The organism is Veillonellaceae bacterium (assembly GCA_012523975.1).
Taxonomy (GTDB): Bacteria; Bacillota; Negativicutes; order JAAYSF01; family JAAYSF01; genus JAAYSF01.
This window is the reverse complement of record JAAYSF010000071.1, coordinates 28,172-48,742: the sequence shown is the minus strand read 5'-3', so window position 1 is coordinate 48,742 and position 20,571 is coordinate 28,172. Positions and strand designations below refer to the sequence as shown.

Annotated in this window: 19 protein-coding genes, 4 tRNA genes and 1 other RNA gene; 23 read left to right on the top strand and 1 reads right to left on the bottom strand. The window is 41.7% G+C overall.

From position 1 onward, the window contains the following. Positions 1-341 precede the first annotated feature (341 nt). Positions 342-1,217 (top strand): glycine--tRNA ligase subunit alpha, encoded by an 876-nt coding sequence (gene glyQ / locus GX348_09500; GenBank protein NLP42410.1) that lies wholly within the window; start codon positions 342-344, stop codon positions 1,215-1,217. Between the two features lies 1 nt (position 1,218). Further along, complete coding sequence (locus GX348_09495; GenBank protein ID NLP42409.1) at positions 1,219-3,279, top strand: glycine--tRNA ligase subunit beta; 2,061 nt, start codon at positions 1,219-1,221, stop codon at positions 3,277-3,279. A 115-nt stretch (positions 3,280-3,394) separates the two neighbouring features. Here GX348_09495 and GX348_09490 read toward each other — a convergent pair whose 3' ends face one another. After that, a complete protein-coding gene (locus GX348_09490) occupies positions 3,395-3,865 on the bottom strand; it encodes an organic solvent tolerance protein OstA (protein NLP42408.1) in 471 nt (156 codons plus the stop codon). Positions 3,866-3,968: 103 nt separating this feature from the next. Between GX348_09490 and GX348_09485 the strand changes: the two genes are divergently transcribed. The 21 genes from GX348_09485 to GX348_09385 all read left to right on the top strand — a co-directional run bounded on the left by GX348_09485 (position 3,969) and on the right by GX348_09385 (position 20,568). Beyond that, on the top strand, positions 3,969-4,964 hold the full coding sequence (locus GX348_09485; GenBank protein ID NLP42407.1) for a deoxyguanosinetriphosphate triphosphohydrolase: 996 nt from the start codon (positions 3,969-3,971) through the stop codon (positions 4,962-4,964). Between the two features lie 285 nt (positions 4,965-5,249). Further along, a complete protein-coding gene (locus tag GX348_09480; protein NLP42406.1) occupies positions 5,250-7,052 on the top strand; it encodes a DNA primase in 1,803 nt (600 codons plus the stop codon). A gap of 51 nt (positions 7,053-7,103) precedes the next feature. Beyond that, positions 7,104-8,216: an RNA polymerase sigma factor RpoD gene (gene rpoD / locus GX348_09475; GenBank protein ID NLP42405.1), complete on the top strand. Its 1,113-nt coding sequence runs from the start codon at positions 7,104-7,106 to the stop codon at positions 8,214-8,216. 54 nt (positions 8,217-8,270) lie between these two features. Continuing rightward, positions 8,271-8,346, top strand: a tRNA-Asn gene (locus tag GX348_09470). Positions 8,347-8,396: 50 nt separating this feature from the next. Further along, positions 8,397-8,471, top strand: a tRNA-Ile gene (locus tag GX348_09465). Between the two features lie 24 nt (positions 8,472-8,495). Continuing rightward, a tRNA-Glu gene (locus tag GX348_09460) sits at positions 8,496-8,570 on the top strand. 3 nt (positions 8,571-8,573) lie between these two features. Further along, positions 8,574-8,649: transfer RNA gene (locus GX348_09455), tRNA-Val, on the top strand. Between the two features lie 82 nt (positions 8,650-8,731). Next, positions 8,732-9,415, top strand: coding sequence for an SAM-dependent methyltransferase (locus GX348_09450; protein NLP42404.1), 684 nt, complete (start codon positions 8,732-8,734; stop codon positions 9,413-9,415). Then, a complete protein-coding gene (locus GX348_09445; GenBank protein ID NLP42403.1) occupies positions 9,406-10,524 on the top strand; it encodes a Nif3-like dinuclear metal center hexameric protein in 1,119 nt (372 codons plus the stop codon). The genes GX348_09450 and GX348_09445 overlap by 10 nt, the downstream gene beginning before the upstream one ends. A gap of 60 nt (positions 10,525-10,584) precedes the next feature. Continuing rightward, complete coding sequence (locus GX348_09440; protein ID NLP42402.1) at positions 10,585-11,286, top strand: hypothetical protein; 702 nt, start codon at positions 10,585-10,587, stop codon at positions 11,284-11,286. Between the two features lie 67 nt (positions 11,287-11,353). Next, positions 11,354-11,706: RNase P RNA component class A (gene rnpB / locus GX348_09435), an RNA gene on the top strand. A gap of 185 nt (positions 11,707-11,891) precedes the next feature. Further along, entirely contained in the window at positions 11,892-12,215 is a 324-nt protein-coding gene (gene trxA / locus GX348_09430; protein NLP42401.1) for a thioredoxin, read from the top strand. 141 nt (positions 12,216-12,356) lie between these two features. Beyond that, positions 12,357-13,340: a putative heme d1 biosynthesis radical SAM protein NirJ2 gene (gene nirJ2, locus GX348_09425; protein ID NLP42400.1), complete on the top strand. Its 984-nt coding sequence runs from the start codon at positions 12,357-12,359 to the stop codon at positions 13,338-13,340. A 228-nt stretch (positions 13,341-13,568) separates the two neighbouring features. Continuing rightward, on the top strand, positions 13,569-14,660 hold the full coding sequence (locus GX348_09420) for a hydrogenase small subunit (GenBank protein ID NLP42399.1): 1,092 nt from the start codon (positions 13,569-13,571) through the stop codon (positions 14,658-14,660). Between the two features lie 14 nt (positions 14,661-14,674). After that, entirely contained in the window at positions 14,675-16,564 is a 1,890-nt protein-coding gene (locus GX348_09415; GenBank protein NLP42398.1) for a nickel-dependent hydrogenase large subunit, read from the top strand. Between the two features lie 32 nt (positions 16,565-16,596). Then, positions 16,597-17,343 carry a Ni/Fe-hydrogenase, b-type cytochrome subunit gene (gene cybH, locus GX348_09410; GenBank protein NLP42397.1) on the top strand — a complete coding sequence of 249 codons (747 nt, stop codon included), beginning with the start codon at positions 16,597-16,599 and terminating at the stop codon, positions 17,341-17,343. Next, on the top strand, positions 17,294-17,776 hold the full coding sequence (gene hybD, locus GX348_09405) for a HyaD/HybD family hydrogenase maturation endopeptidase (protein ID NLP42396.1): 483 nt from the start codon (positions 17,294-17,296) through the stop codon (positions 17,774-17,776). Before cybH ends, hybD begins: the two co-directional genes overlap by 50 nt. Next, positions 17,769-18,146, top strand: a complete 378-nt coding sequence (locus GX348_09400; GenBank protein ID NLP42395.1) for a hydrogenase expression/formation protein — start codon at positions 17,769-17,771, stop codon at positions 18,144-18,146. The genes hybD and GX348_09400 overlap by 8 nt, the downstream gene beginning before the upstream one ends. Positions 18,147-18,299: 153 nt before the next feature. Further along, complete coding sequence (aroH, locus tag GX348_09395; protein NLP42394.1) at positions 18,300-18,659, top strand: chorismate mutase; 360 nt, start codon at positions 18,300-18,302, stop codon at positions 18,657-18,659. 265 nt (positions 18,660-18,924) lie between these two features. Continuing rightward, complete coding sequence (locus tag GX348_09390) at positions 18,925-19,590, top strand: glycoside hydrolase (protein NLP42393.1); 666 nt, start codon at positions 18,925-18,927, stop codon at positions 19,588-19,590. A gap of 240 nt (positions 19,591-19,830) precedes the next feature. After that, entirely contained in the window at positions 19,831-20,568 is a 738-nt protein-coding gene (locus GX348_09385) for a metal ABC transporter ATP-binding protein (protein NLP42392.1), read from the top strand. Positions 20,569-20,571 lie beyond the last annotated feature (3 nt).

Below are 20,571 nucleotides of genomic sequence, written 5' to 3'. Positions count from 1 at the left end.
CCATCTGAATAAAGTCTCCATTTATAGAGTTTGACAAATACTAACACATTTGATATATTTACACCTAGAAATAAAAATCATGGCGATGCGGGAAAATAGTAGCTTGCGCATTCAGCGAATCAGGGCGAGTGGAAGCCTGATAACTGCAAGTGAACGGCGTTCCCAAGCTGCAAGAGGAAATCCAAGCTTTCTAGCTGGAGAGTAAAACTTGCCATAACACAAGGTGGGCAGTTTTGCCAATCAGGGTGGAACCGCGGGAGTACCTCTCGTCCCTGTAACTTATTGTTACGTGGGCGGGAGGTTTGTTTTTTTATTTAACAAAATTCAGGGAGGCGAACACAATGACATTTCAGGAAATAATACTAGCTCTGCAAAATTTTTGGGCTGAGCAAAACTGCATTTTACAGCAACCTTATGATATTGAAAAAGGTGCTGGTACAATGAATCCCGCCACATTTCTAAGGGCTTTAGGACCGGAACCATGGAATGTGGCCTATGTCGAACCATCGCGTCGTCCTAATGATGGCCGCTATGGCGATAATCCTAACCGCCTGTTTCAGCATCATCAGTTTCAAGTTATTATGAAACCATCACCTGACAATATACAGGAACTGTACTTGCAAAGTCTGGCGCGGTTAGGAATCGATCCCGATAAACATGACATAAGATTTGTTGAGGACAATTGGGAATCACCAACCCTTGGAGCTTGGGGGCTAGGCTGGGAAGTATGGCTCGATGGTATGGAGATTACTCAATTCACCTACTTTCAGCAGGTCGGCGGCATAGACGTAAAGCCTGTTTCTGTTGAAATAACATATGGTTTAGAACGGATGGCAATGTATATCCAAGGTAAGGAAAATGTCTACGATATTGAATGGGTCAACGGTATTACATATGGCGATGTTTTCCATCGCAATGAAGTAGAACAATCAACCTACAACTTTGAGATTGCCGATATTAGTCTTCTGTTTAAACTATTTGATATGTACGAAAAAGAGGCTATGCGCATAATCGAAGCTGGCTATGTTTTACCTGCCTACGATTACGTACTCAAATGCTCACATGCCTTCAATCTTCTAGATGCGCGCGGAGCAATCAGTGTTAGTGAGCGAACCGGCTTTATCGGCAGGGTGCGCCATATGGCGAGACTTTGTGCGCAAGCTTATATTGAGCAACGGGAAAAACTCGGTTATCCCCTGCTTAAAGGAGGTAAGTAGAATGTCAAAAGATATATTACTTGAAATAGGTACCGAGGAGATCCCTGCAAGATTTATGCCTGGCATACTTACGCAGTTAGAAGCTAATGCCAAAGCAAAGTTAATCGATATGCGGATTGGATTCAGTGATTTACAAGTCTTTGGTACGCCAAGACGTTTTGCATTGCTAGTACGGGGCGTTGCCGGCCGCCAAGAGGATAAAGAAAGCGCGAACAAAGGTCCGTCAATAAACATTGCTTTTGATAAGAGCGGGGCGCCTACTAAGGCAGCACAAGGCTTTGCAAGGGGTCAGGGCATTGACGTAAACGATCTGGTAGTCAAGGATGGCTATGTATATGCCATGGTAAAGGAGACAGGGCGGAACGTTGATGATTTACTGCCGGAAATACTGCCTGGGATAGTAACTAGTCTTAATTTCCCCAAAAACATGCACTGGGGTAATCTTGATATGCGCTTTGTCCGTCCCATTCGTTGGATCGTTGCGCTGTATGGCAATGAGGTTATTCCCTTTGCCATAGCCGGGGTAGAAAGCAGTAATGTTACGCGCGGCCATCGTTTCTTATCAAAAGGTGAAATTTCAATAGAATCTGCTGATGAATACTTTGGTAAGTTGGCAGAAAACCATGTTATGGTTGATCAATCCGTGCGGCGTAAAGTAATCCGTGAACAGGTTGAGAAAATTGCGGTAAATCAAGGCGGCATCGCAGCTATTGATGAAGATTTACTAGAGGAGGTTGTATTCCTAGTCGAATATCCGACTGCGTTGTGCGGGCGGTTTGAAGAGGAATATTTAGCCTTGCCGCAAGAGGCTATCATTACGCCAATGCGTGAACATCAACGCTATTTTCCTGTAGTTTCTAATGAGGGCAAATTACTGCCGGTATTTATCACTGTTCGTAACGGCGGCTCAGATTATATTGATATTGTTCGGCAGGGTAACGAACGTGTTCTAAAGGCAAGATTAGCCGATGCGCGGTTCTTTTTTGAAGAAGATAAGAAGATCGCCTTGGCAGATAGAGTAGATAAGCTAAAAACAATTGTGTTCCAAGAGGGGCTTGGGACTTTATATGATAAAACACAGCGCATCAACAAGTTAGCTGTTTTAATTGCCGAAAGATTGGGTGCGGACCAAGCAATGGTCTTAGACACTTCACGAGCAGCTGTTTTGGCAAAGGCTGATCTTGTTACGGCAATGGTTAATGAATTTACTGAACTCCAAGGAATAATGGGGCGGGAATATGCTTTGCTAAGCGGTGAGAAGCCGTCAGTAGCAACTGCTGTTTATGAACATTATTTACCGAGATTTGCCGGGGATGCTCTGCCAGAAAGTCTCGCAGGCCGAGCTATTAGTATTGCTGATAAGATAGATAATATAGTTGCAACTTTTAGTCGCGGTCTTATTCCAACTGGATCGCAGGATCCCTATGCTCTCAGAAGACAAGCGCTAGGGATTGTTAACACTATAATAGCGGCCCAATATAACCTGTCTTTAACCGAAATAGTCGCAGAAGCAGCCAAGTTGCTGGGAATTAGCGACAGTGATTCTGATAAACTGCTTAACGAAATATATGAATTTTTCCGTCTTCGCATAAAAAATGTTTTGTCTGATGAAGAAATTCGTTATGATGTTATTGATGCTGTTATGGCTGCAGGTATAGATGATCTTTACGACACTGTACTTCGGGCTAGGGCTGTTACAGGAGTAATAGGCAGTGATCATATACGTAAAGCTATTCAAGCATTTACACGAGCTGGAAACTTAGCAAAAAATGCGTCTTCCAGCACGATTAACCCTGATCTCTTGAGTCAAGAGGCTGAAAGGGCTCTTTATCAGGAATATATTAATACAAAACAAGCTGTAAGTGAATTTTTAGACATCAAGGACTACTCGGCTGTTTTAAAGGCATTATCAGAATTAGCCGAACCGATCGATAAGTTTTTTGATGCGGTTATGGTTATGGATAAGGACGAGGCTATTCGGAATAATCGGCTAGCCTTGCTGAAGTCTATTACCCAAACCGCCTTAAGTGTTGCTGATTTGAGCAAATTGGTTGAATTATAAGGAAACCTTTCAAAAAGTTGTAACAAATGCAAAAAGGACCTGCGCCGCCCTGGTGCAGGTCCCTAGCATTAATAAAGGAAATAACAATAATTTGGCGTATATTATTCGGTAGGTGTTAGTAAATTGTGTTTGAAATAACGTTATAGCTGATGCTGTTTGTTTGCCAGCTTTTTCCGTTTTGCATAATCTGAACATTGCCGTTGAATACGGCAACTTTACTTTTCCAGTTAAAATCTACACGTTCAGCATTAATTTCAATACCTGGTCGTGAGAATTCAACTCCGCCATCGATTTTCGCGGTATTACTCGGAAAATAAACATAAACATTGCTGCCGACGAATCTGATGTCATCTTGCGTAAATGTTATACCGCCGGAGCCCCATATCTCGACTAAATTAGTCTTTGCCTCGCCGGCTGTGACAATGCGTCCATTGTGCTCAATATGTACATTACCTTTTAAAACATGGAGACCTGAACTTATGTCAAAATATTGCTGGTCAGCAGTTATAACCGGTGCAGCTGCGAATACACTGGACATAGAAAAGATTGTCAGCAAGATGCAGAATATAAATACTTTTGCCTTCACTATATCACATCCTTTCCAAGTTCATTATAACAGATTTCAAAATTAAATTTGCTAGTTAAAATTGGAACGAAGTGCTGAATAATTTTGGTAGGGGAGCGATAACATGAGTATTCGTGAACGAATAGAAGCGCAGGAATATAAAATATTATCATCTTTTGCCAGTAAAAGCCGTGAAGCAGTTCGGATGAATAACGAAGAGTTCTGTGATTTTCGTACTGCATTTCAGCGCGATAGGGATAGAATAATTCATAGCAAGGCTTTCCGTCGGTTAAAACACAAGACACAGGTCTATATATCGCCAGGTGATCATTATCGCATGCGTATGACTCATAGCTTAGAAGTAGCGCAGATTTCTCGTACAATTGCGCGGGGGTTAATGTTGAATGAAGATTTGACTGAGGCAATCGCGTTGGGGCATGATGTTGGCCATACCCCGTTTGGTCATGCTGGTGAGTATGCGCTTCGTGATATTATCGGACATTACAATCATAACGAGCAAAGTTTGCGGGTCGTGGAGCATCTGGAGCGCAGCGGCCAGGGCCTTAATTTGACTGTAGATGTCAAAGATGGAATTCTCAATCATACAGGCCCCAATAAGCCATTTACACTTGAAGGCAATATTATAAGATTCGGCGATCGGATAGCGTATTTATGTCATGATTATGACGACGGAATCCGAGCTGGAATGATTAAGCCAGTAGATTTACCGGAACAAGTCAGCCGGGTACTGGGGACTAATCCGTCTACTATGATTACTGTCATGGTCTCAGATATTATAACTACTTCTAGTGGTATTAGTGAAATCTGCATGTCCAATAATGTTCAAAAGGCAATGGAAAAATTCCGCGAATTCATGTTTGATAAAATATACCATTCAGCCGATCTTGAGCCTGATCGTAAAAAGGCAAAGTATGTAGTGCAAAAATTATATGAGTATTTTATGGCCAACCCCCGAAGTCTGCCGCAAGAGTTTCTTGAGCGTGAAGATAAGTGGGGACTGCAGCAGACTGTAGTTGACTATATTGCCGGGCTTACTGATATGTACGCTATTAACCTGTTTGAACAGCTATTTATTCCTGCTAAATGGATAAGAACGTAAGCAAATTTAAATGGTTTTGTCAATAGCTTAAAGAGGAAAAAATCGTTTTGTGCTGAATATACATAGTATCAACAAAACATAGCTGTTGACTTTTTATGAGCAGGATTAGTTAACTGCTTGTAGAATTAAGTCAAAACTTACCTTTTTGAACTTTAATTCTGAGATTTTAAGAGAAACTATTAAAATATGCGAAGGCGATAGAATACTGTAAATTTGGTAATAATGTATATATGTTTGCTATCGGCATATTCCCTGTAGATGCCTGACGTTACTAAGGATGAGTTTATGAAATATGTAATTACAGATGATTTTATTAATAGATTACGCGCCGAAAGTAATATTATTGGCATTATTTCGGAATATATTCCTTTGAAGAAAAAAGGAAGAAATTACTGGGGCTGTTGTCCTTTTCACCATGAGAAAACGCCCTCATTTTCAGTAGCGCCGGACAAAGGCTTTTTTTACTGTTTTGGCTGTCAGTCAGGCGGTAATGTTTTTAATTTTTTGATGAAAATTGAAAATATCGGTTTTATGGATGCTGTAAAAGTGTTAGCGCAGAAGATGAATATCCAGTTGCCTGAAGTGGAAAAGTCTGAGCAGGAGTTGGCCAGGGAGCGGCTGTTAGCAGAATTGTTTAGAGTTAACGAAATGGCCCGGGATTTTTATTATTCCTGCCTTGTTAATACAAGTTACGGACAGAGTGCTCGCGAATATTTAGCATCACGCGGAATAACCATACAGGTTATTGAAAAATTCAAGCTTGGGTTCGCGCCCCCGCATTGGGATAAATTATCACAAGCGTTTATGGGGCGGGGGATAGATAGACAGTTATTAATTAATGTCGGCCTGGCTGTCGAGCGTTCACACGGAAATGGAATATATGATCGATTTCGTAATCGCATTATGTTTCCTATCGCCAATATTCGAGGGAAAGTGATTGGGTTTGGCGGAAGGGTACTTGATGATAGCCAACCTAAATATTTAAACTCACCTGAAACGCCGATTTTTAATAAGCGGCACATTCTATACGGCATGGAGCATGCATTTAAAAGTATCCGCGATTCGGGTAAAGCCATTGTCGTTGAAGGATATATGGACGCAATCTCAGCGCATATAGCAAACCTTAAAAACGTAGTGGCTTCGTTAGGAACAGCCTTTACTCCGGATCAAGCAAAACAGATATTGCGCTTGGCGGATGAAATAATTTTTGCTTATGATAGTGATGCTGCCGGTAGGAATGCGACAGTTCGTGCTTTATCGATTGTTCAGGAATTGGGAGCTAAGGTAAGGGTTTTATCTATTCCTGATGATAAAGACCCTGATGAGTATATAAAAAATCATGGTGCTGTCGCTTTTAATGATTTGATTTCAAATGCTGATGGACTTATTGAATATCAGATCAAGCAGGCATTAAAGGAGATTGATTATTCAAGCCTGGAAGGCAAAGTCGCAGTTGTTTCTAGGATAATCCCCGTCTTAGCAGGATCTAAAAATGCAGTAGAGGTAAATAGTCATATTGCTCATGTATCCCAATTGTTAGCTATTGATGAAGGGGCTATCCGGAGCGAACTGAGCAAATTTATGAGACATGCGCAAAAGGATAAAACTGTAAGTTTGGGAAAGACTATAAACAATATATCGTTAATAAACAAGCCATCTGAGGCAGTTGAACAAGCTGAAAGAAATATTATTCGCTTAATTTATGATAATAATAATCTGATAAAAGATGTAAAAACGAGTCTCGCTACTGTGGACTTTCAAGATGAAAATCGTCAAGAAATAATTAAATCTATTATTGACGCGTATAATATGGGAAAAAATATTTCAGATACAGCTTGGTGTACAAATCTAAGTGATTCAGCTAATGCCGAGTTATCGCATATTATGTTGATGGAAGTCCCTACAGACAACGTAGATAAACTTATCGATGATTGTATGCGAACTATTCGTTTAGCGCATCTTAACGCATTATACGAAGAACATCGGCTACGCGCTGATGAATTAGAACGCATGGGGGATAGTCGCTTTCTGCAGGAATTAGCGGAAAGTCAGCGAATAAAAGATGAAATTAAGAAATTACACAATTGATAGCTTAATAGCACGTAAAGAACTGATCGGCCAAGGGAGGAGGGGAGTAAAATGACTGAGAAAAAGAATATCATTAATGATCACGTAAGTGAATTGCTGCATAAAGGAAAAAAACGTGGCGGCGTACTGACGTATGGCGAAATCATGGATACTCTCCAAAGTGATGATTTGTCTCCTGATGAGATTGATGATATGTACGAAGTTTTTTCCAATAAGGGAATTGAGATAGTGGATGAAATTCCCGAAGTCGAGAGCTTAGATGGTTCGGAAATGTCTGAAATTGAAGAAACAGCTCCGGAAGAGGCCGATGTTGATCTGACCATTCCTGAAGGTATTAGTATTGACGACCCGGTTCGCATGTACCTAAAAGAAATTGGTCGTGTACCGCTTTTATCCGCCGAAGAAGAGGTAAGTCTAGCTAAACGTATGGAGGGCGGAGATGAGGAGGCAAAGAGGCGACTGGCTGAGGCTAACCTCCGCCTGGTAGTGAGCATTGCTAAGCGCTATGTTGGACGCGGAATGCTTTTTCTGGACTTAATTCAAGAAGGTAATTTAGGGCTTATAAAAGCTGTTGAAAAATTCGATTATAGTAAAGGCTATAAATTCAGCACTTATGCTACTTGGTGGATTCGCCAAGCTATTACACGGGCTATTGCCGACCAAGCACGCACAATCAGAATACCTGTGCATATGGTAGAAACCATAAACAAGCTAATCCGAGTATCTCGTCAATTGCTGCAAGAGTTAGGCCGGGAGCCAAGTCCTGAAGAAATTGCCCGCGAGATGGATATAAGCGTGGAACGAGTTAGAGAGATAATGAAAATCGCTCAGGAACCTGTATCACTAGAAACTCCGATAGGTGAAGAAGAAGACTCGCATCTAGGCGATTTTATTGAAGATCAGGATGCGCCTGCTCCTGCGGAAGCTGCTTCCTTCATGTTGCTCAAAGAGCAACTAGAAGAAGTACTTGAGACATTAACACCAAGAGAAGAAAAAGTCCTTAGGCTTCGCTTTGGGTTAGACGATGGACGCGCGCGTACCCTAGAAGAGGTTGGACAGCATTTTGGTGTTACTAGGGAACGTATCCGTCAAATTGAAGCAAAAGCTCTTCGAAAATTGCGTCATCCAAGCCGTAGTAAAAAACTAAAAGATTTTCTCGAGTAAAAAACGCTTGACGTAACATAAAACTTGTTTTATAATGTATTTTGTCAGTTACGTTCCTCGATAGCTCAGTCGGTAGAGCAATCGGCTGTTAACCGATCGGTCGTAGGTTCGAGTCCTACTCGAGGAGCCATTTAAGAATGCTAAACAGGCTTTCTTCGGAAAACCTGTTTTATAATCTCCGGGCCTATAGCTCAGCGGTAGAGCAGCCGGCTCATAACCGGCTGGTCCCTGGTTCGATCCCAGGTGGGCCCACCATTTATTTAACATAAATTAAAAAATGGCCCGTTGGTCAAGCGGTTAAGACACCGCCCTTTCACGGCGGTATCAGGGGTTCGAATCCCCTACGGGTCACCACTAGGGTGATTAGCTCAGCTGGGAGAGCGCCTGCCTTACAAGCAGGATGTCGGCAGTTCGATCCTGTCATCGCCCACCATTGTAACTAAATGCAAAGCATAGCTTTGCATTTTTTTGTATTTTCCAGTATACTAAACATAATAACATTAGGGGGCAAGACATTGCGACTTAGCGCACGATTACAAGCTGTTGCTAACCTGGTTGAGGGTGGGACAACTTTAGCTGATATTGGAACAGATCATGCTTACTTACCTATATTTTTAGTTCAAGAAAAAATCGTTTCGCGGGCAGTCGCAGGCGAAGTTAGTCTGGGTCCATATAAAGCGGCGCAGCAAGCTATAGAAAATGCCGGACTGCAGGATAGTATAAATTTAAGACTGGGAAACGGGTTGCAAGTTATTAAACCGGCTGAAATTGAGACAGCTGTGATAGCTGGTATGGGCGGAGCTACAATAATTAATATTCTCCAAAGCGCGCCGGAAGTTGTTGCCTCTCTCAAACGCCTAATTGTTCAGCCGATGATAGCAGCAGCATCTGTCCGCCAATGGTTTACTAAAAACGGTTGGCAGATTGTCGATGAGGTCTTAATCTTAGACGATGGTAGACTTTATGAAATAATTGCTGCCGAACATGGTAAATCAGCAGAATTTGAAAACATATTATATGAAATAGGCCCAATTCTGTGGGATAAAAAGCCGCCCTTACTGTCGGTTCATATAGATCAATTGATAAATCAGACAAAACGAGTTATAGATGAGATGACAGCAGGCAAAAACTTTTCAGCAAAATATTATGAATATAACGAAAAGCTTCGCGGATTGGAGGCTAAGAAGGCATGCCTATAAAATGCCAATCAATAATTAATGAACTCGAAAAGCTTGCGCCGCGCGATTTAGCGGAAGATTGGGATAATGTAGGTCTCCTGGTAGGAAGTCCAGACCAGGATATTTCTAAAATCTTAATTGCACTGGACGTTACTGATAATGTTGTTGATCAAGCTATAACTAATAATTCTGACATGATTGTGACGCATCATCCGTTGATTTTTAAGGGCATCAAGAATATTCGTACTGATTTGCCTCATGGAAAGCTATTGGCTAAGCTTATAAAGAATGATATTGCAGTTTATACTGCTCATACTAATCTTGATATAGCTGCAGGTGGAATAAACGATATCTTAGCGAGCAAGTTAAACTTGACTAATGTCCAATCATTATCCCCGGGTCATAGTGAAAAGCTACTTAAACTGGCAGTATTCGTGCCGGATACTCATGCAGAGGCAGTTCGGGCCGCGATATGCGACGCCGGGGCAGGGCATGTCGGTAACTATAGCCACTGTACCTTTCAGACCGACGGTACTGGCACTTTTATGCCGCTAGAGGGTACTAATCCGTTTCTCGGCAGTCAAGGCGAGTTGGAGCAGGTACGGGAAGTGCGTTTAGAAACTGTTATGTCTGAGAAAATATGCAATAAGGTAATTAAGGCTATGCTGAAGGCTCACCCATATGAAGAGGTTGCATATGATTTATACCAACTTGCCAATACCCGGCCTCAGTTAGGGCTAGGACGTATTGGCAGTTTGTCTGCGCCTAAATCGTTGGCCGAGTTTGTGGATGAGGTAAAGCAAGCTTTAGGAATAAATTTGGTTAACGTCGCCGGACCTGAGAATAAATCTATCTGGAAGGTTGCCGTCTGTGGCGGCAGTGGAGCTAGCTTAATTCATTCAGCAGCTTTCGCCGGTGCTGATGTACTTGTTACCGGCGACGTAAAATACCATGAAGCCCAGGAAGCCGTTGCCGCAGGCATAGTTATTGTTGATGCCGGACACTTTGCTACAGAAGTTGTTATTGTTGATTACCTTAGTAATTACCTAGGGGCCCAAGCTCGTAATGAGAAATGGGGTATTGAAATTATTACCGATAATATTAGAACAGATATTTTTCGTCGTTATTAGACAGGTGTTTATGCCTGTCTATATTTTTTTGGCTATTTAAGCTATAAGGAGGAGGTACTAATGATTAAGGAGCAGCTAAATATGTTATGGAATTTACAAATGCTTGAGCAGAATAAAACTGCTATTATTCAGAAAAGGCAGGCCATTAACACACAAGAAATTAAAAATATGTGGTACGAAATTGAGACGGTCACAAGCAGCATAAAGCAGTACCAAGCAAGTCTAGCTGCCTGTTCCAACCAGTCATTTGAAATTGAAACCTCTATTGAAGGGGTTAGCAAGCAATTAAAAAAAATCGAAAACCAGCTTTATGTTAGTGGGATAAAAAACGTAAAGGAAATAGAGCAACTAAGAGGTAAATATGATTGCCTAAAAGCTACAATTGCTTTAAAGGAAGATGAATTATTGGATCATATGGATCAATGTGACAAACTAGCTAAGGAGATAGCAAAATTAAATGAACAACTTAGCGAAAAAAAACGTCAGCGCGAAGAGAAACAGCAAAATATTGCGATTGATAAGGCTTTACTAGATAAAAGCATATTAGATACCGAACAGGAAATTATAGCTTGTTCACAGCTAATAGATAAAGAATTGCTGCATACTTATAATGAACTTAAACGTAATTTTGATAAGCCAATAGCAAAATTAAATAATGATTATTGCAGCGGCTGCCATCGGAGTTTACCAATAACAAAAGTTGAAACTGCAAAAATTAAAATGGCCTATTGTGATAATTGCGGCCGAATACTAATTCCCTAATAAAAGGCAGAGCGATTAAATCCATTGATAATGTGAATAGTATATGTTATACTAATAATCCAAGTTGTGAGTATAAAAGATGATCGCGGATGTCTTTTCAGACATTTGAGGAAAGTCCGGGCTCCACAGGGCAAGGTGCTGGATAACGTCCAGCGAGGGCGACCTCAGGGAAAGTGCCACAGAAATGTAAACCGCCGGTTTTTGCCGGTAAGGATGGAACGGTGCGGTAAGAGCGCACCAGCAGTTAGGTGACTAACTGGCTAGGTAAACCCCACCTGGTGCAAGACCAAATAGGGAAGGGATGAGGCTGCCCGCTAACCTTCCGGGTGTGTCGCTAGAGCCGTCAGGTAACTGACGGTCCAGATAAATGATCATCACCGCTTTTGCGGTACAGAACTCGGCTTATTGATTACTTGCAACTTTAATGAATTTTTTAAACCCGCAGTATGTTGAACTGCGGGTTTTATATTTAAGTTGACTTTTTTTGTATATTTCTCTAATATAATAATTACCAACCCCCCGGGGGGTGGGATGTGATTAGAAGTTTTAGGTTTGTCTTATACTATTATAGTAAATTACTCACGAATATGAAGGAGGTAATATTTATGTCGTTGGTAAATATTCAAAACGAAACTGAATTTGATGAATTAGTGTTGAAAGCCGATAAGGCGGTATTAGTTGATTTTTGGGCGCCCTGGTGCGGACCTTGTAAGATGGTTGGACCCGAGGTGGAAGCTTTATCAAACGATTATGAAGGCAAAGCTATTGTCGCAAAAGTAAACGTTGATGAGCAGCAGTCTCTAGCATCAAAATATAATGTTATGAGTATACCTACTCTATTAGTATTTAAAGATGGACAGGAAACCAAACGTATTGTTGGCTTTCGGCCGAAAAAAGAACTTGGTGCTGCCCTTGACAGTGTTATGTAAGTTACTACTCCCGTTATGCGGGAGTTTTCTTTTTTAAATACTAGTTTTAGGGTATTGCGAAATCAAGAAAATCTAGTTACTTGCGATAATTAGTGTAATTTGCGATAATAGGACTAGATTATAGGAAGGAGCAATAACCCAATGATTATTTCGTGGAATACCACACAAGCTTGCAATATAAAGTGTATTCACTGTTACCGCGATGCGGGTACAAGACGCTCTGATGAACTTTCAACCGAAGAAGGTAAAAAACTGCTATCAGAGATGGCCAAAGCTGGGTTTAAAATTATAATTTTAAGCGGTGGCGAACCACTTTTCAGATCTGATATTTACGAGTTAATTAGTCATGCTCGCAGTGTTGGCATGAGACCTGTTCTTGGCACAAACGGTATCCTGATTACTGATGAAGTAGCTGTAAAGCTAAAGGAAGCCGGTCTTGCGCGGGCAGGAATTAGTTTAGACAGTACTGATAAGAAACAGCACGATTGGTTTAGGCAATGTGAAGGTGCCTGGGATCAAACAATGCGAGGGATGGAAGCATGCCGTAATGCTGGTCTTCCGTTCCAAGTTCATACAACGGCAATGAGCTGGAATGAAGCTGAAATTACTAAGATAACTGATTTAGCAGTTGAAGTGGGTGCCGCCGCGCATCATGTGTTTTTTCTAGTACCTACAGGACGTGGTAAGGATATTGAGGATACTACGTTAAAAACTGCTCAATACGAAGCATTACTTGAACGCATTCTTGATAAGCAGAATGAAGTTTCAATTGAATTAAAACCAACATGCGCTCCCCAATTTATGAGGATTGCGAAACAGCGCAATATGGCAATGAGATTTACGCGCGGTTGCCTCGCTGGAACCGGATATTGCGTAATACTGCCAAATGGAGATGTGCATCCTTGTCCATATCTGCCAATAAAGGTTGGCAATGTACGTGAGAAAGAATTTGATGCAATATGGCGTGACAGCAGTTTATTTAATGAACTGCGTCATGAAGAGCTTAAAGGCGGCTGTGGTCGCTGCGGTTATGATAAAATTTGCGGAGGCTGCAGAGCTAGAGCTTATTATTATTCTGATGGTGATTATTTAGCTGAAGAGCCGTGGTGTGACTACGGACGATAATTTATATACACCCGTTGTGTAAGTTATTACGCAACGGGTGTTTTTTCATACATTTTGGGTAACCATATTAGATGGCATTAGCAGAAACGTTAATACTTAGTAAGAAATAAAATATTACTTTCCAAATATTTAGCAGGAATTGTAATATATTTGTAAAAAATAGTAATGGATAATTCAGAATTGTAAAGATTCGAAAAATTAGATAATTTGAGAATGAGGCGGGTTGATATGGAAAAAAGAGATTCGTTATGGGACGTATTTCAAAAGAAGAATTTAAGCCGCCGCAGCTTCTTGAAAGCTTGCGTCGCCATCACCGGTATAATGGGTCTTTCACCAACAATGATACAGGATGTGGTCTATGCGGCCGAAAATCGCCCATTACCACCGGTTATATGGCTTCATGGCCATGAATGCACTGGCTGTGACGAGGCATTTATTCGGTCTGAAACGCCGCTAGCTTCGGATGTTATTTTAAACATGATAGCTTTAGAAGATATGGAGGTGCTCGGTGCTGCCGCAGGTATACAATTAGAGCATCATGCTGCAGAGATTATGAAAAAATATGCTGGACAGTATCTGCTCCTAGTTGAGGGAGCTGTTCCAGTCGGTGAAGACGGAATTTATTGTATGGTAGGCGGCAAAACATTCGAAGAAAACTTAAAAGAAGCGGCAAAAGGGGCTGTTGCAGTAGTTAATATTGGTTCATGCGCAGCATGGGGCGGCATTCAGGCAGCAAAACCTAATCCGACTAAGTCGGTGGCCGTTAGCGAAGTTGTCCGCGGAAAGCCGATTATTAATATCCCGGGCTGTCCGCCAATACCGGAAGTAATTACGGGCACAATAATGCATTATGTTATTTTTGGTCAAATCCCGCCGCTCGATAGTAAAAATCGTCCTAAACAATTTTTTGGCAATCGAATTCATGATACCTGCTATCGCCGCGCCTTCTTTGATTCAGGAATGTTTGTAGAGAAATTTGATGATATCGGCAGTAAAGCTGGCTGGTGTTTATATAAAGTAGGATGTCGCGGTCCGGAAGCTTATAATTCATGCGGCAATCTAAGATGGTGGAATGGTTTGTCCTACCCGATTCAGGCGGGTTCACCCTGCGTTGCCTGCGCATCTAATGATTTTTGGGATAACGATCCATTCTTCCAGCGTCTTCCTAATATACCTATTCCAAACACAATCGCTAATGCAGACAAGGTAGGAATGGTGGCTGCCGGGGCAGTCACAGCTGGTGTTGTCGCACATGGAATTGCTTCTGTTATCCAACATAAAAAGTATCATAAAAATGAGAATGAACATAACGATGATTGAGGGGAGAAGCTGGAATGAAACGAATTGTCGTCGATCCTGTAAGTCGGATTGAAGGTCATTTACGAGTTGAAGTTATGATAGACGAAGCTACAGGTAAAGTCCAAGATGCCCTCTCCAGCGGCACAGCTTGGCGAGGAATCGAAATTATCTGTAAAGATAGGGATCCGCGCGATCTTTGGCTTTTCGTACAGCGTATATGCGGAGTATGTACGACGGTACACGCTTTGGCTTCGGTAAGAGCAGTTGAGGATGCTCTCGGTATTGAAATTCCTAAGAATGCCAATTACATTAGGAATATCATTTATGCATCGCAAGTAGTACAAGATCATCTTATTCACTTCTACCATTTGCATGGTTTGGACTGGGTGAGCCCTGTTGAGGCTCTGAAAGCAGACCCCGCCGCGGCTGCGGCTTTACAAAATACGATTTTAGAGAAATATTCTTTGCCTTTTAGCGGGCCTGTTGAACATACTACAAGTGCTTACCCTAAAGAGTTTCCTAAGGCCACAACGGCATATTTAAAAGAGATACAGGCTAAAGTGAAGAAAATTGTTGATAGCGGACAATTAGGTATCTTTGCAGCGCATTATTGGGATCATCCCGATTATGCTATACTACCTCCGGAAGTTCATTTGATTGCGATATCGCATTATCTTAATATGTTAGACAAACAGCGGGAATTAGTTAAATCCCATTTGATATTCGGTGGAAAAAATCCTCATCCTCACTATCTGGTAGGCGGAATGTCTTGTTCAATCTCAATGAATGATATGAATGCTCCGGTCAATACTGAGCGGTTAGCAGTCGTAGATACGTCAGCCAACTTTGGGATTGATTGTGTTAACTCCTTTTATGTTCCTGACTTGTTAGCCATAGCTGATATCTATTCTAAAGCCGGCTATCTAGATGGGGGCGGGCTTGCCAAAGAACGGGTACTCGGTTTCGGAGACTTACCTGATGAAACGTATAGCGGCACTAGCAACGGCAGTTATCACAGCAATCTTTTGCTTAGATCAAATGGTGTCGTTGAGAACTTTGGTCAGGGGGTTACAAACGCTGTATTTCATCCGTTCGATCCCAAAGACATTGCCGATCCGGATACTCTAACTGAAAGTGTTGAACATGCTTGGTATCAATATCCGGAAGGTCAAGCAGATATTCATCCCTGGAACGGAGTTACTAAGCCTGAATATACAGCACCTAAAGAAGGGACAAAAACAAATTGGAAATATCTCGACGAAAATGGCAAGTATTCTTGGATAAAAACTCCTAAGTGGCGAGGGAAAACAGCCGAAGTTGGTCCACTTGCCCGTTATATAATTGTTTACACTAAAGTTAAAAAAGGGATTATCCAGCCGACCTGGGTAGAGAATATGATGGTAAGTCAAATAGATGCCGTATCCAAAATTCTTAATCTACCACCGGAAAAATGGCTCCCGTCTACGCTTGGGCGTACATTAGCGAGAGGGCTTGAGGCACAAGTATTTGCCTATGTAAATAAGTATTTTACCGATAAGCTGCTGAATAATATTAAAGCAGGCGATACTACCGTCGCCAATATGGTTAAATGGGAGCCGTCGTCTTGGCCGCAGGAAGCCCAGGGCGTAGGTCTGCATGAACCGCCGCGCGGTGGACTCAGCCATTGGATAGTTATAAAAAATGGCCGGACTGCTAACTACCAAACCGTTGTCCCTAGTACGTGGAATGCATGCCCCAGGGACAGCAAAGCCGGATACGGAGCATATGAACTTGGTATGATTGATACTAAAGTAAAGATAGCTGAAAAACCCCTTGAAATTCTGAAACTAATCCATTCTTTTGATCCATGCCTAGCCTGTGCAACTCACCTTTATAACGCGGAAGGCGAGCAAATTACTGTCGTGAATACTGATCCATTCAAGTAGTAAGAATATTAATAGAGAAAGGGGTCAGTCAAATGAGCACCGAGCCATTAAGGTGTGTTTATGTGTTCAGTCCGTTTTTGCGGTTATTTCACTGGATAATGGTTTTTTCGATTACCATATTGTTTATTACCGGCTTGTACATCGGCAACCCAGCGTATATCGGGACTCAAGGTACTGAGGCCACATATGCCGTTGAATCCCTCTTTTCGATGGAGACTATTCGCTACATACACTTCATAACGGCATTTATTTTTGTCGCTAGCTTTATCATGCGGATATACGGCATGATAGTTTTTAAGGGGGACCGTTTATTTCCTCGGCCGTGGACTTTTGAGTATTGGCTGGGAACAATCGATGTAGCCATGCATTACGCTTTTATTACTCCTGTGCATAGGCCGTATATCCGGAATCATATGGCCAGAGCAGGCTATGCGTCGGTGTATGTGATGATTTTACTCGAGGTAGTCACTGGTTTTGCCATGTATTATATGATTGATCCTAATCGATTTGGTGCCAAAGTTTTTGGTTGGTTCAATCATCTTCTGATAAATGAATACTATGTGCATTTAATTCATCATTATGTCGCATGGTTTATTGTACTATTTGCCATAGTTCATGTTTATATGACTATCAGGGCGGACTTAACTGATAAGAACGGCGAAATATCTAGTATGTTTTCTGGTGTTAAATTTCTCAAGGCGGATCCTGATGATATAGGAGATATTGATCATGATAAAGATAACAGTTCTGGGAATCGGAAATATTCTTCTTCAAGATGAAGGATTAGGGGTTCGGACGGTTGAAAGACTTATGAACAATTATCGTTTTCCCGACGATGTTCAGGTATTAGACGGAGGAACGTTAGGAATGGGACTTATACCTTTTCTTGACGGTACTGATAAATTATTGATTGTAGATGCTATTGCTGGCAAACTGCCGCCCGGATCTATCTATGAATTGCGGGATGGCGAAGTTAAAACCTACTTTAAGCAGAAGGTTTCTCTGCACGATCTAGGCATTCAGGATGTGCTTGCAACAATGGAAGTTTTGGAAAAGCCAATAAAAGAGATTGTGGTTGTTGGCATGCAGCCGGGTACAATGAATGTTGGGTTAGAATTGAGTTCAGAAATTGAACAGGGCCTTGTAAAGTTGGAGAGTCTTGTACTAAAACAATTAGCTGATTGGCAGGCGGAGGTAGAACAGGTTGGATGATAATCAATTACCGATAAAGGTTAAAGCGGTGTTAGTTGAAATCAAAGATGCGTTGTCGCGGTTTCTGCAATCTGGTGAATCGTGGACAATCTTTATTGATAAGATGGCTTTATCATTTGAGGAACGTCAGGCAATCCACGATTTTTTAGGTCAAGGAACAGTGACCGTCAAATTTAATGATGTTGCTGAACCTGTCGAATGGCTGGAAAGCGGTGTTGCTGGCGTTTGGTATGGCGTTTTTTATAATGCAAAGGGCAATCCAATTTTAGAAACAATTGAAATAAGCGCTTTCCCGGAGTTGGCTGCAGCTCAGTCTGAGGATGCAGCGCATGATATCAAAATCATTACCGAAAAACTTGGTTTAGCATAAGACGGCCCGGCACAAGCCGGGTTGTTGGCATTATTGGAGTTTACCAGTCGAACTAGCCTGCCAATAAAGGATATTTGCTGTAAGTAACGAAATTTAACATTCTTGGGAATAATAATTAAAAAATTATTTGTGATAATTGATGAGGTGACTAGCATGCTACGCGGAATTCGAGGGGCAATAACTGTTAATCAAAATGAACGTAATGATATTCTATCCGCCGTATCAGAACTCTTAAACGCTATGAAAGAGGCAAATTCAATCGATCTAGAGGATATTGGAGCGATAATTTTTAGTTCGACGCCTGATTTAGATACTGCATTTCCGGCCGCTGCTGCAAGATCGTTAGGCTGGCATGAAGTACCGCTTTTTGGCACGCAGGAAATCGATAATCCCTTAGGATTACCTCATTGTATCAGGGTGTTGATTTTATGGAATACTGAACTGCCGCAAAAGAGCATACGCCACGTCTATTTGCGCGATGCAGTGCGTCTCCGCCAAGATATTATCAGATAGAGGACGCTAGTCATAGATAATGACTTTCAGGTTAATTACCAAATAATGGAATGCAAACATTAAGAAAAAAAGCATAAACCAGCAGGATATTGCATAAAAATGGCGAAATTATTTTTCAGCAGTATAAAGCCTAATCAAGCTTACGACCGGGGAACCAAATGTTAAGGGTGAATTTTGAAAGGACGTATGTATAAATACTTTCATCAGGGTACCTCAACCCTAACCCGTCAGCTAACCTCGGAGGCCGTTGAGAGGAGTCGAAAAAGTGTCAAAGCTTTTCCGAACCATGTTGTTTTGTATGGTTCTATTATGTTTTTCTTCGCTCGCGTATGCTGCGGCTTATCAAAAAGGAGATCAAGGCGAAGATATTGCGTTGATTCAGCAGCGTCTAAGTTCGCTAGGCTATGAGACCGGTGCCGCGGATGGTGACTTTGGCACAGTAACGGAAAACGCCGTTAAAAACTTCCAACGAGATAAGGGTCTTGAAGCTGATGGCATTATTGGCACGCAAACTTATCAGCTTTTGATGGGACGGGATATCCCTGTCAGTAGAGCTACCTCCGCGACAGTAGTTCGCCGAGTTACCCAAAATGCCATGAAATATACCGGCGTCCCTTATGTATTCGGCGGTACAACACCTAACGGCTTTGACTGTTCAGGCTACACCCGTTATGTATTTGCCCAATCCGGCATCTATTTACCACGTACTGCTGACGACCAATTCAAATTAGGCCGGTCAGTATCTTACTATAATTTGCGACCCGGAGACCTGGTTTTCTTTACTACATATGCGCCAGGACCTTCACATGTTGGAATTTATCTTGAGAATGGGAAGTTCATTAGCTCGACGTCTAGCCGTGGTGTAATGGTAAGCAGGCTGGACAGCGGTTATTGGGGAAGTCGTTACTACGGTGCACGAAGAATATTGTAGATAAGCAAGATATTGGGGGCGTTAGCAGCCCTCTTTTATTTTTACTGCTATTATATAATGCACGATTGAGTATTTATGAAATAAAAGTACACTATTAAGTTTGGAACTTATAGCTTGATCATGCTCTAATGGTAAAAATGGGAATACTATAATTGATGCATCCCGTAAGAGGCCCTTAGGATAGAAAAAACTTTGGCTTATTCATAGCGGTACACATATGCTGAAAAAGGTGATTGGAAAATGTGCATGGTAAATCTATCAAACATAAGATTCTCTTATGGTGATGATGTTGTTTTAGAAAACTTATCACTTGCTATAGATCAAGGAAGCTTTACAGCAGTAATCGGTCCTAACGGTGCAGGCAAGAGTACTGTCCTTAAGATTATTGCAGGTATACTAACCCCGCAGGCGGGAACTGTTACTATCCGCGGTAAAAATTTGCGAGAGGCTAGATATGACGGTCTAATTGGCTATGTTCCTCAAAATTATGGAAAGAATATCAGTGGGTTTCCGGCTACAGTTGAAGAGGTCGTAAAATTAGGTACTTTAGCAGGTCTAAATAGAAAATGCTCAAAAAGTGCTGCCTGCCACATTGTTGATCACATGCTTCAGTTAGTAGGCTGTAAAGAAATCCGAAAGAAGCGAATTGGAGAACTGTCCGGAGGCCAACAGCAGCGCGTAATGGTGGCCAGAGCGTTAGCCGGTAATCCAGAGCTTTTACTCTTAGACGAACCTACCAGTGGTGTTGACTATGAAGCAAGCGCCAAAATTTACGAACTTTTAGGTCAGCTTAATTGTAATTTGGGTGTTACAGTTATTATGGTATCGCATGATATTGAAAAAGCAATCAAATGGTCAGATAAGGTGGTATGTATTAATCGTGGATTATGTTTCTTTGGTGACAGTAACGATTTTAATATTACCCATCTCCAATCCCGCCATCGATGGTTTTACGCCGGTCTTCAAGGGGAGAATTAAACT

Coding starts and splice junctions, on each gene's coding strand:
- rpoD (NLP42405.1), top strand. CDS start 7,104: ATGACTGAGAAAAAGAATATCATTAATGATCACGTAAGTGAATTGCTG.
- GX348_09495 (NLP42409.1), top strand. CDS start 1,219: ATGTCAAAAGATATATTACTTGAAATAGGTACCGAGGAGATCCCTGCA.
- GX348_09415 (NLP42398.1), top strand. CDS start 14,675: ATGAAACGAATTGTCGTCGATCCTGTAAGTCGGATTGAAGGTCATTTA.
- GX348_09385 (NLP42392.1), top strand. CDS start 19,831: ATGTGCATGGTAAATCTATCAAACATAAGATTCTCTTATGGTGATGAT.
- GX348_09480 (NLP42406.1), top strand. CDS start 5,250: ATGAAATATGTAATTACAGATGATTTTATTAATAGATTACGCGCCGAA.
- cybH (NLP42397.1), top strand. CDS start 16,597: ATGAGCACCGAGCCATTAAGGTGTGTTTATGTGTTCAGTCCGTTTTTG.
- GX348_09445 (NLP42403.1), top strand. CDS start 9,406: ATGCCTATAAAATGCCAATCAATAATTAATGAACTCGAAAAGCTTGCG.
- hybD (NLP42396.1), top strand. CDS start 17,294: ATGATAAAGATAACAGTTCTGGGAATCGGAAATATTCTTCTTCAAGAT.
- GX348_09420 (NLP42399.1), top strand. CDS start 13,569: ATGGAAAAAAGAGATTCGTTATGGGACGTATTTCAAAAGAAGAATTTA.
- glyQ (NLP42410.1), top strand. CDS start 342: ATGACATTTCAGGAAATAATACTAGCTCTGCAAAATTTTTGGGCTGAG.
- nirJ2 (NLP42400.1), top strand. CDS start 12,357: ATGATTATTTCGTGGAATACCACACAAGCTTGCAATATAAAGTGTATT.
- GX348_09440 (NLP42402.1), top strand. CDS start 10,585: ATGATTAAGGAGCAGCTAAATATGTTATGGAATTTACAAATGCTTGAG.
- aroH (NLP42394.1), top strand. CDS start 18,300: ATGCTACGCGGAATTCGAGGGGCAATAACTGTTAATCAAAATGAACGT.
- trxA (NLP42401.1), top strand. CDS start 11,892: ATGTCGTTGGTAAATATTCAAAACGAAACTGAATTTGATGAATTAGTG.
- GX348_09485 (NLP42407.1), top strand. CDS start 3,969: ATGAGTATTCGTGAACGAATAGAAGCGCAGGAATATAAAATATTATCA.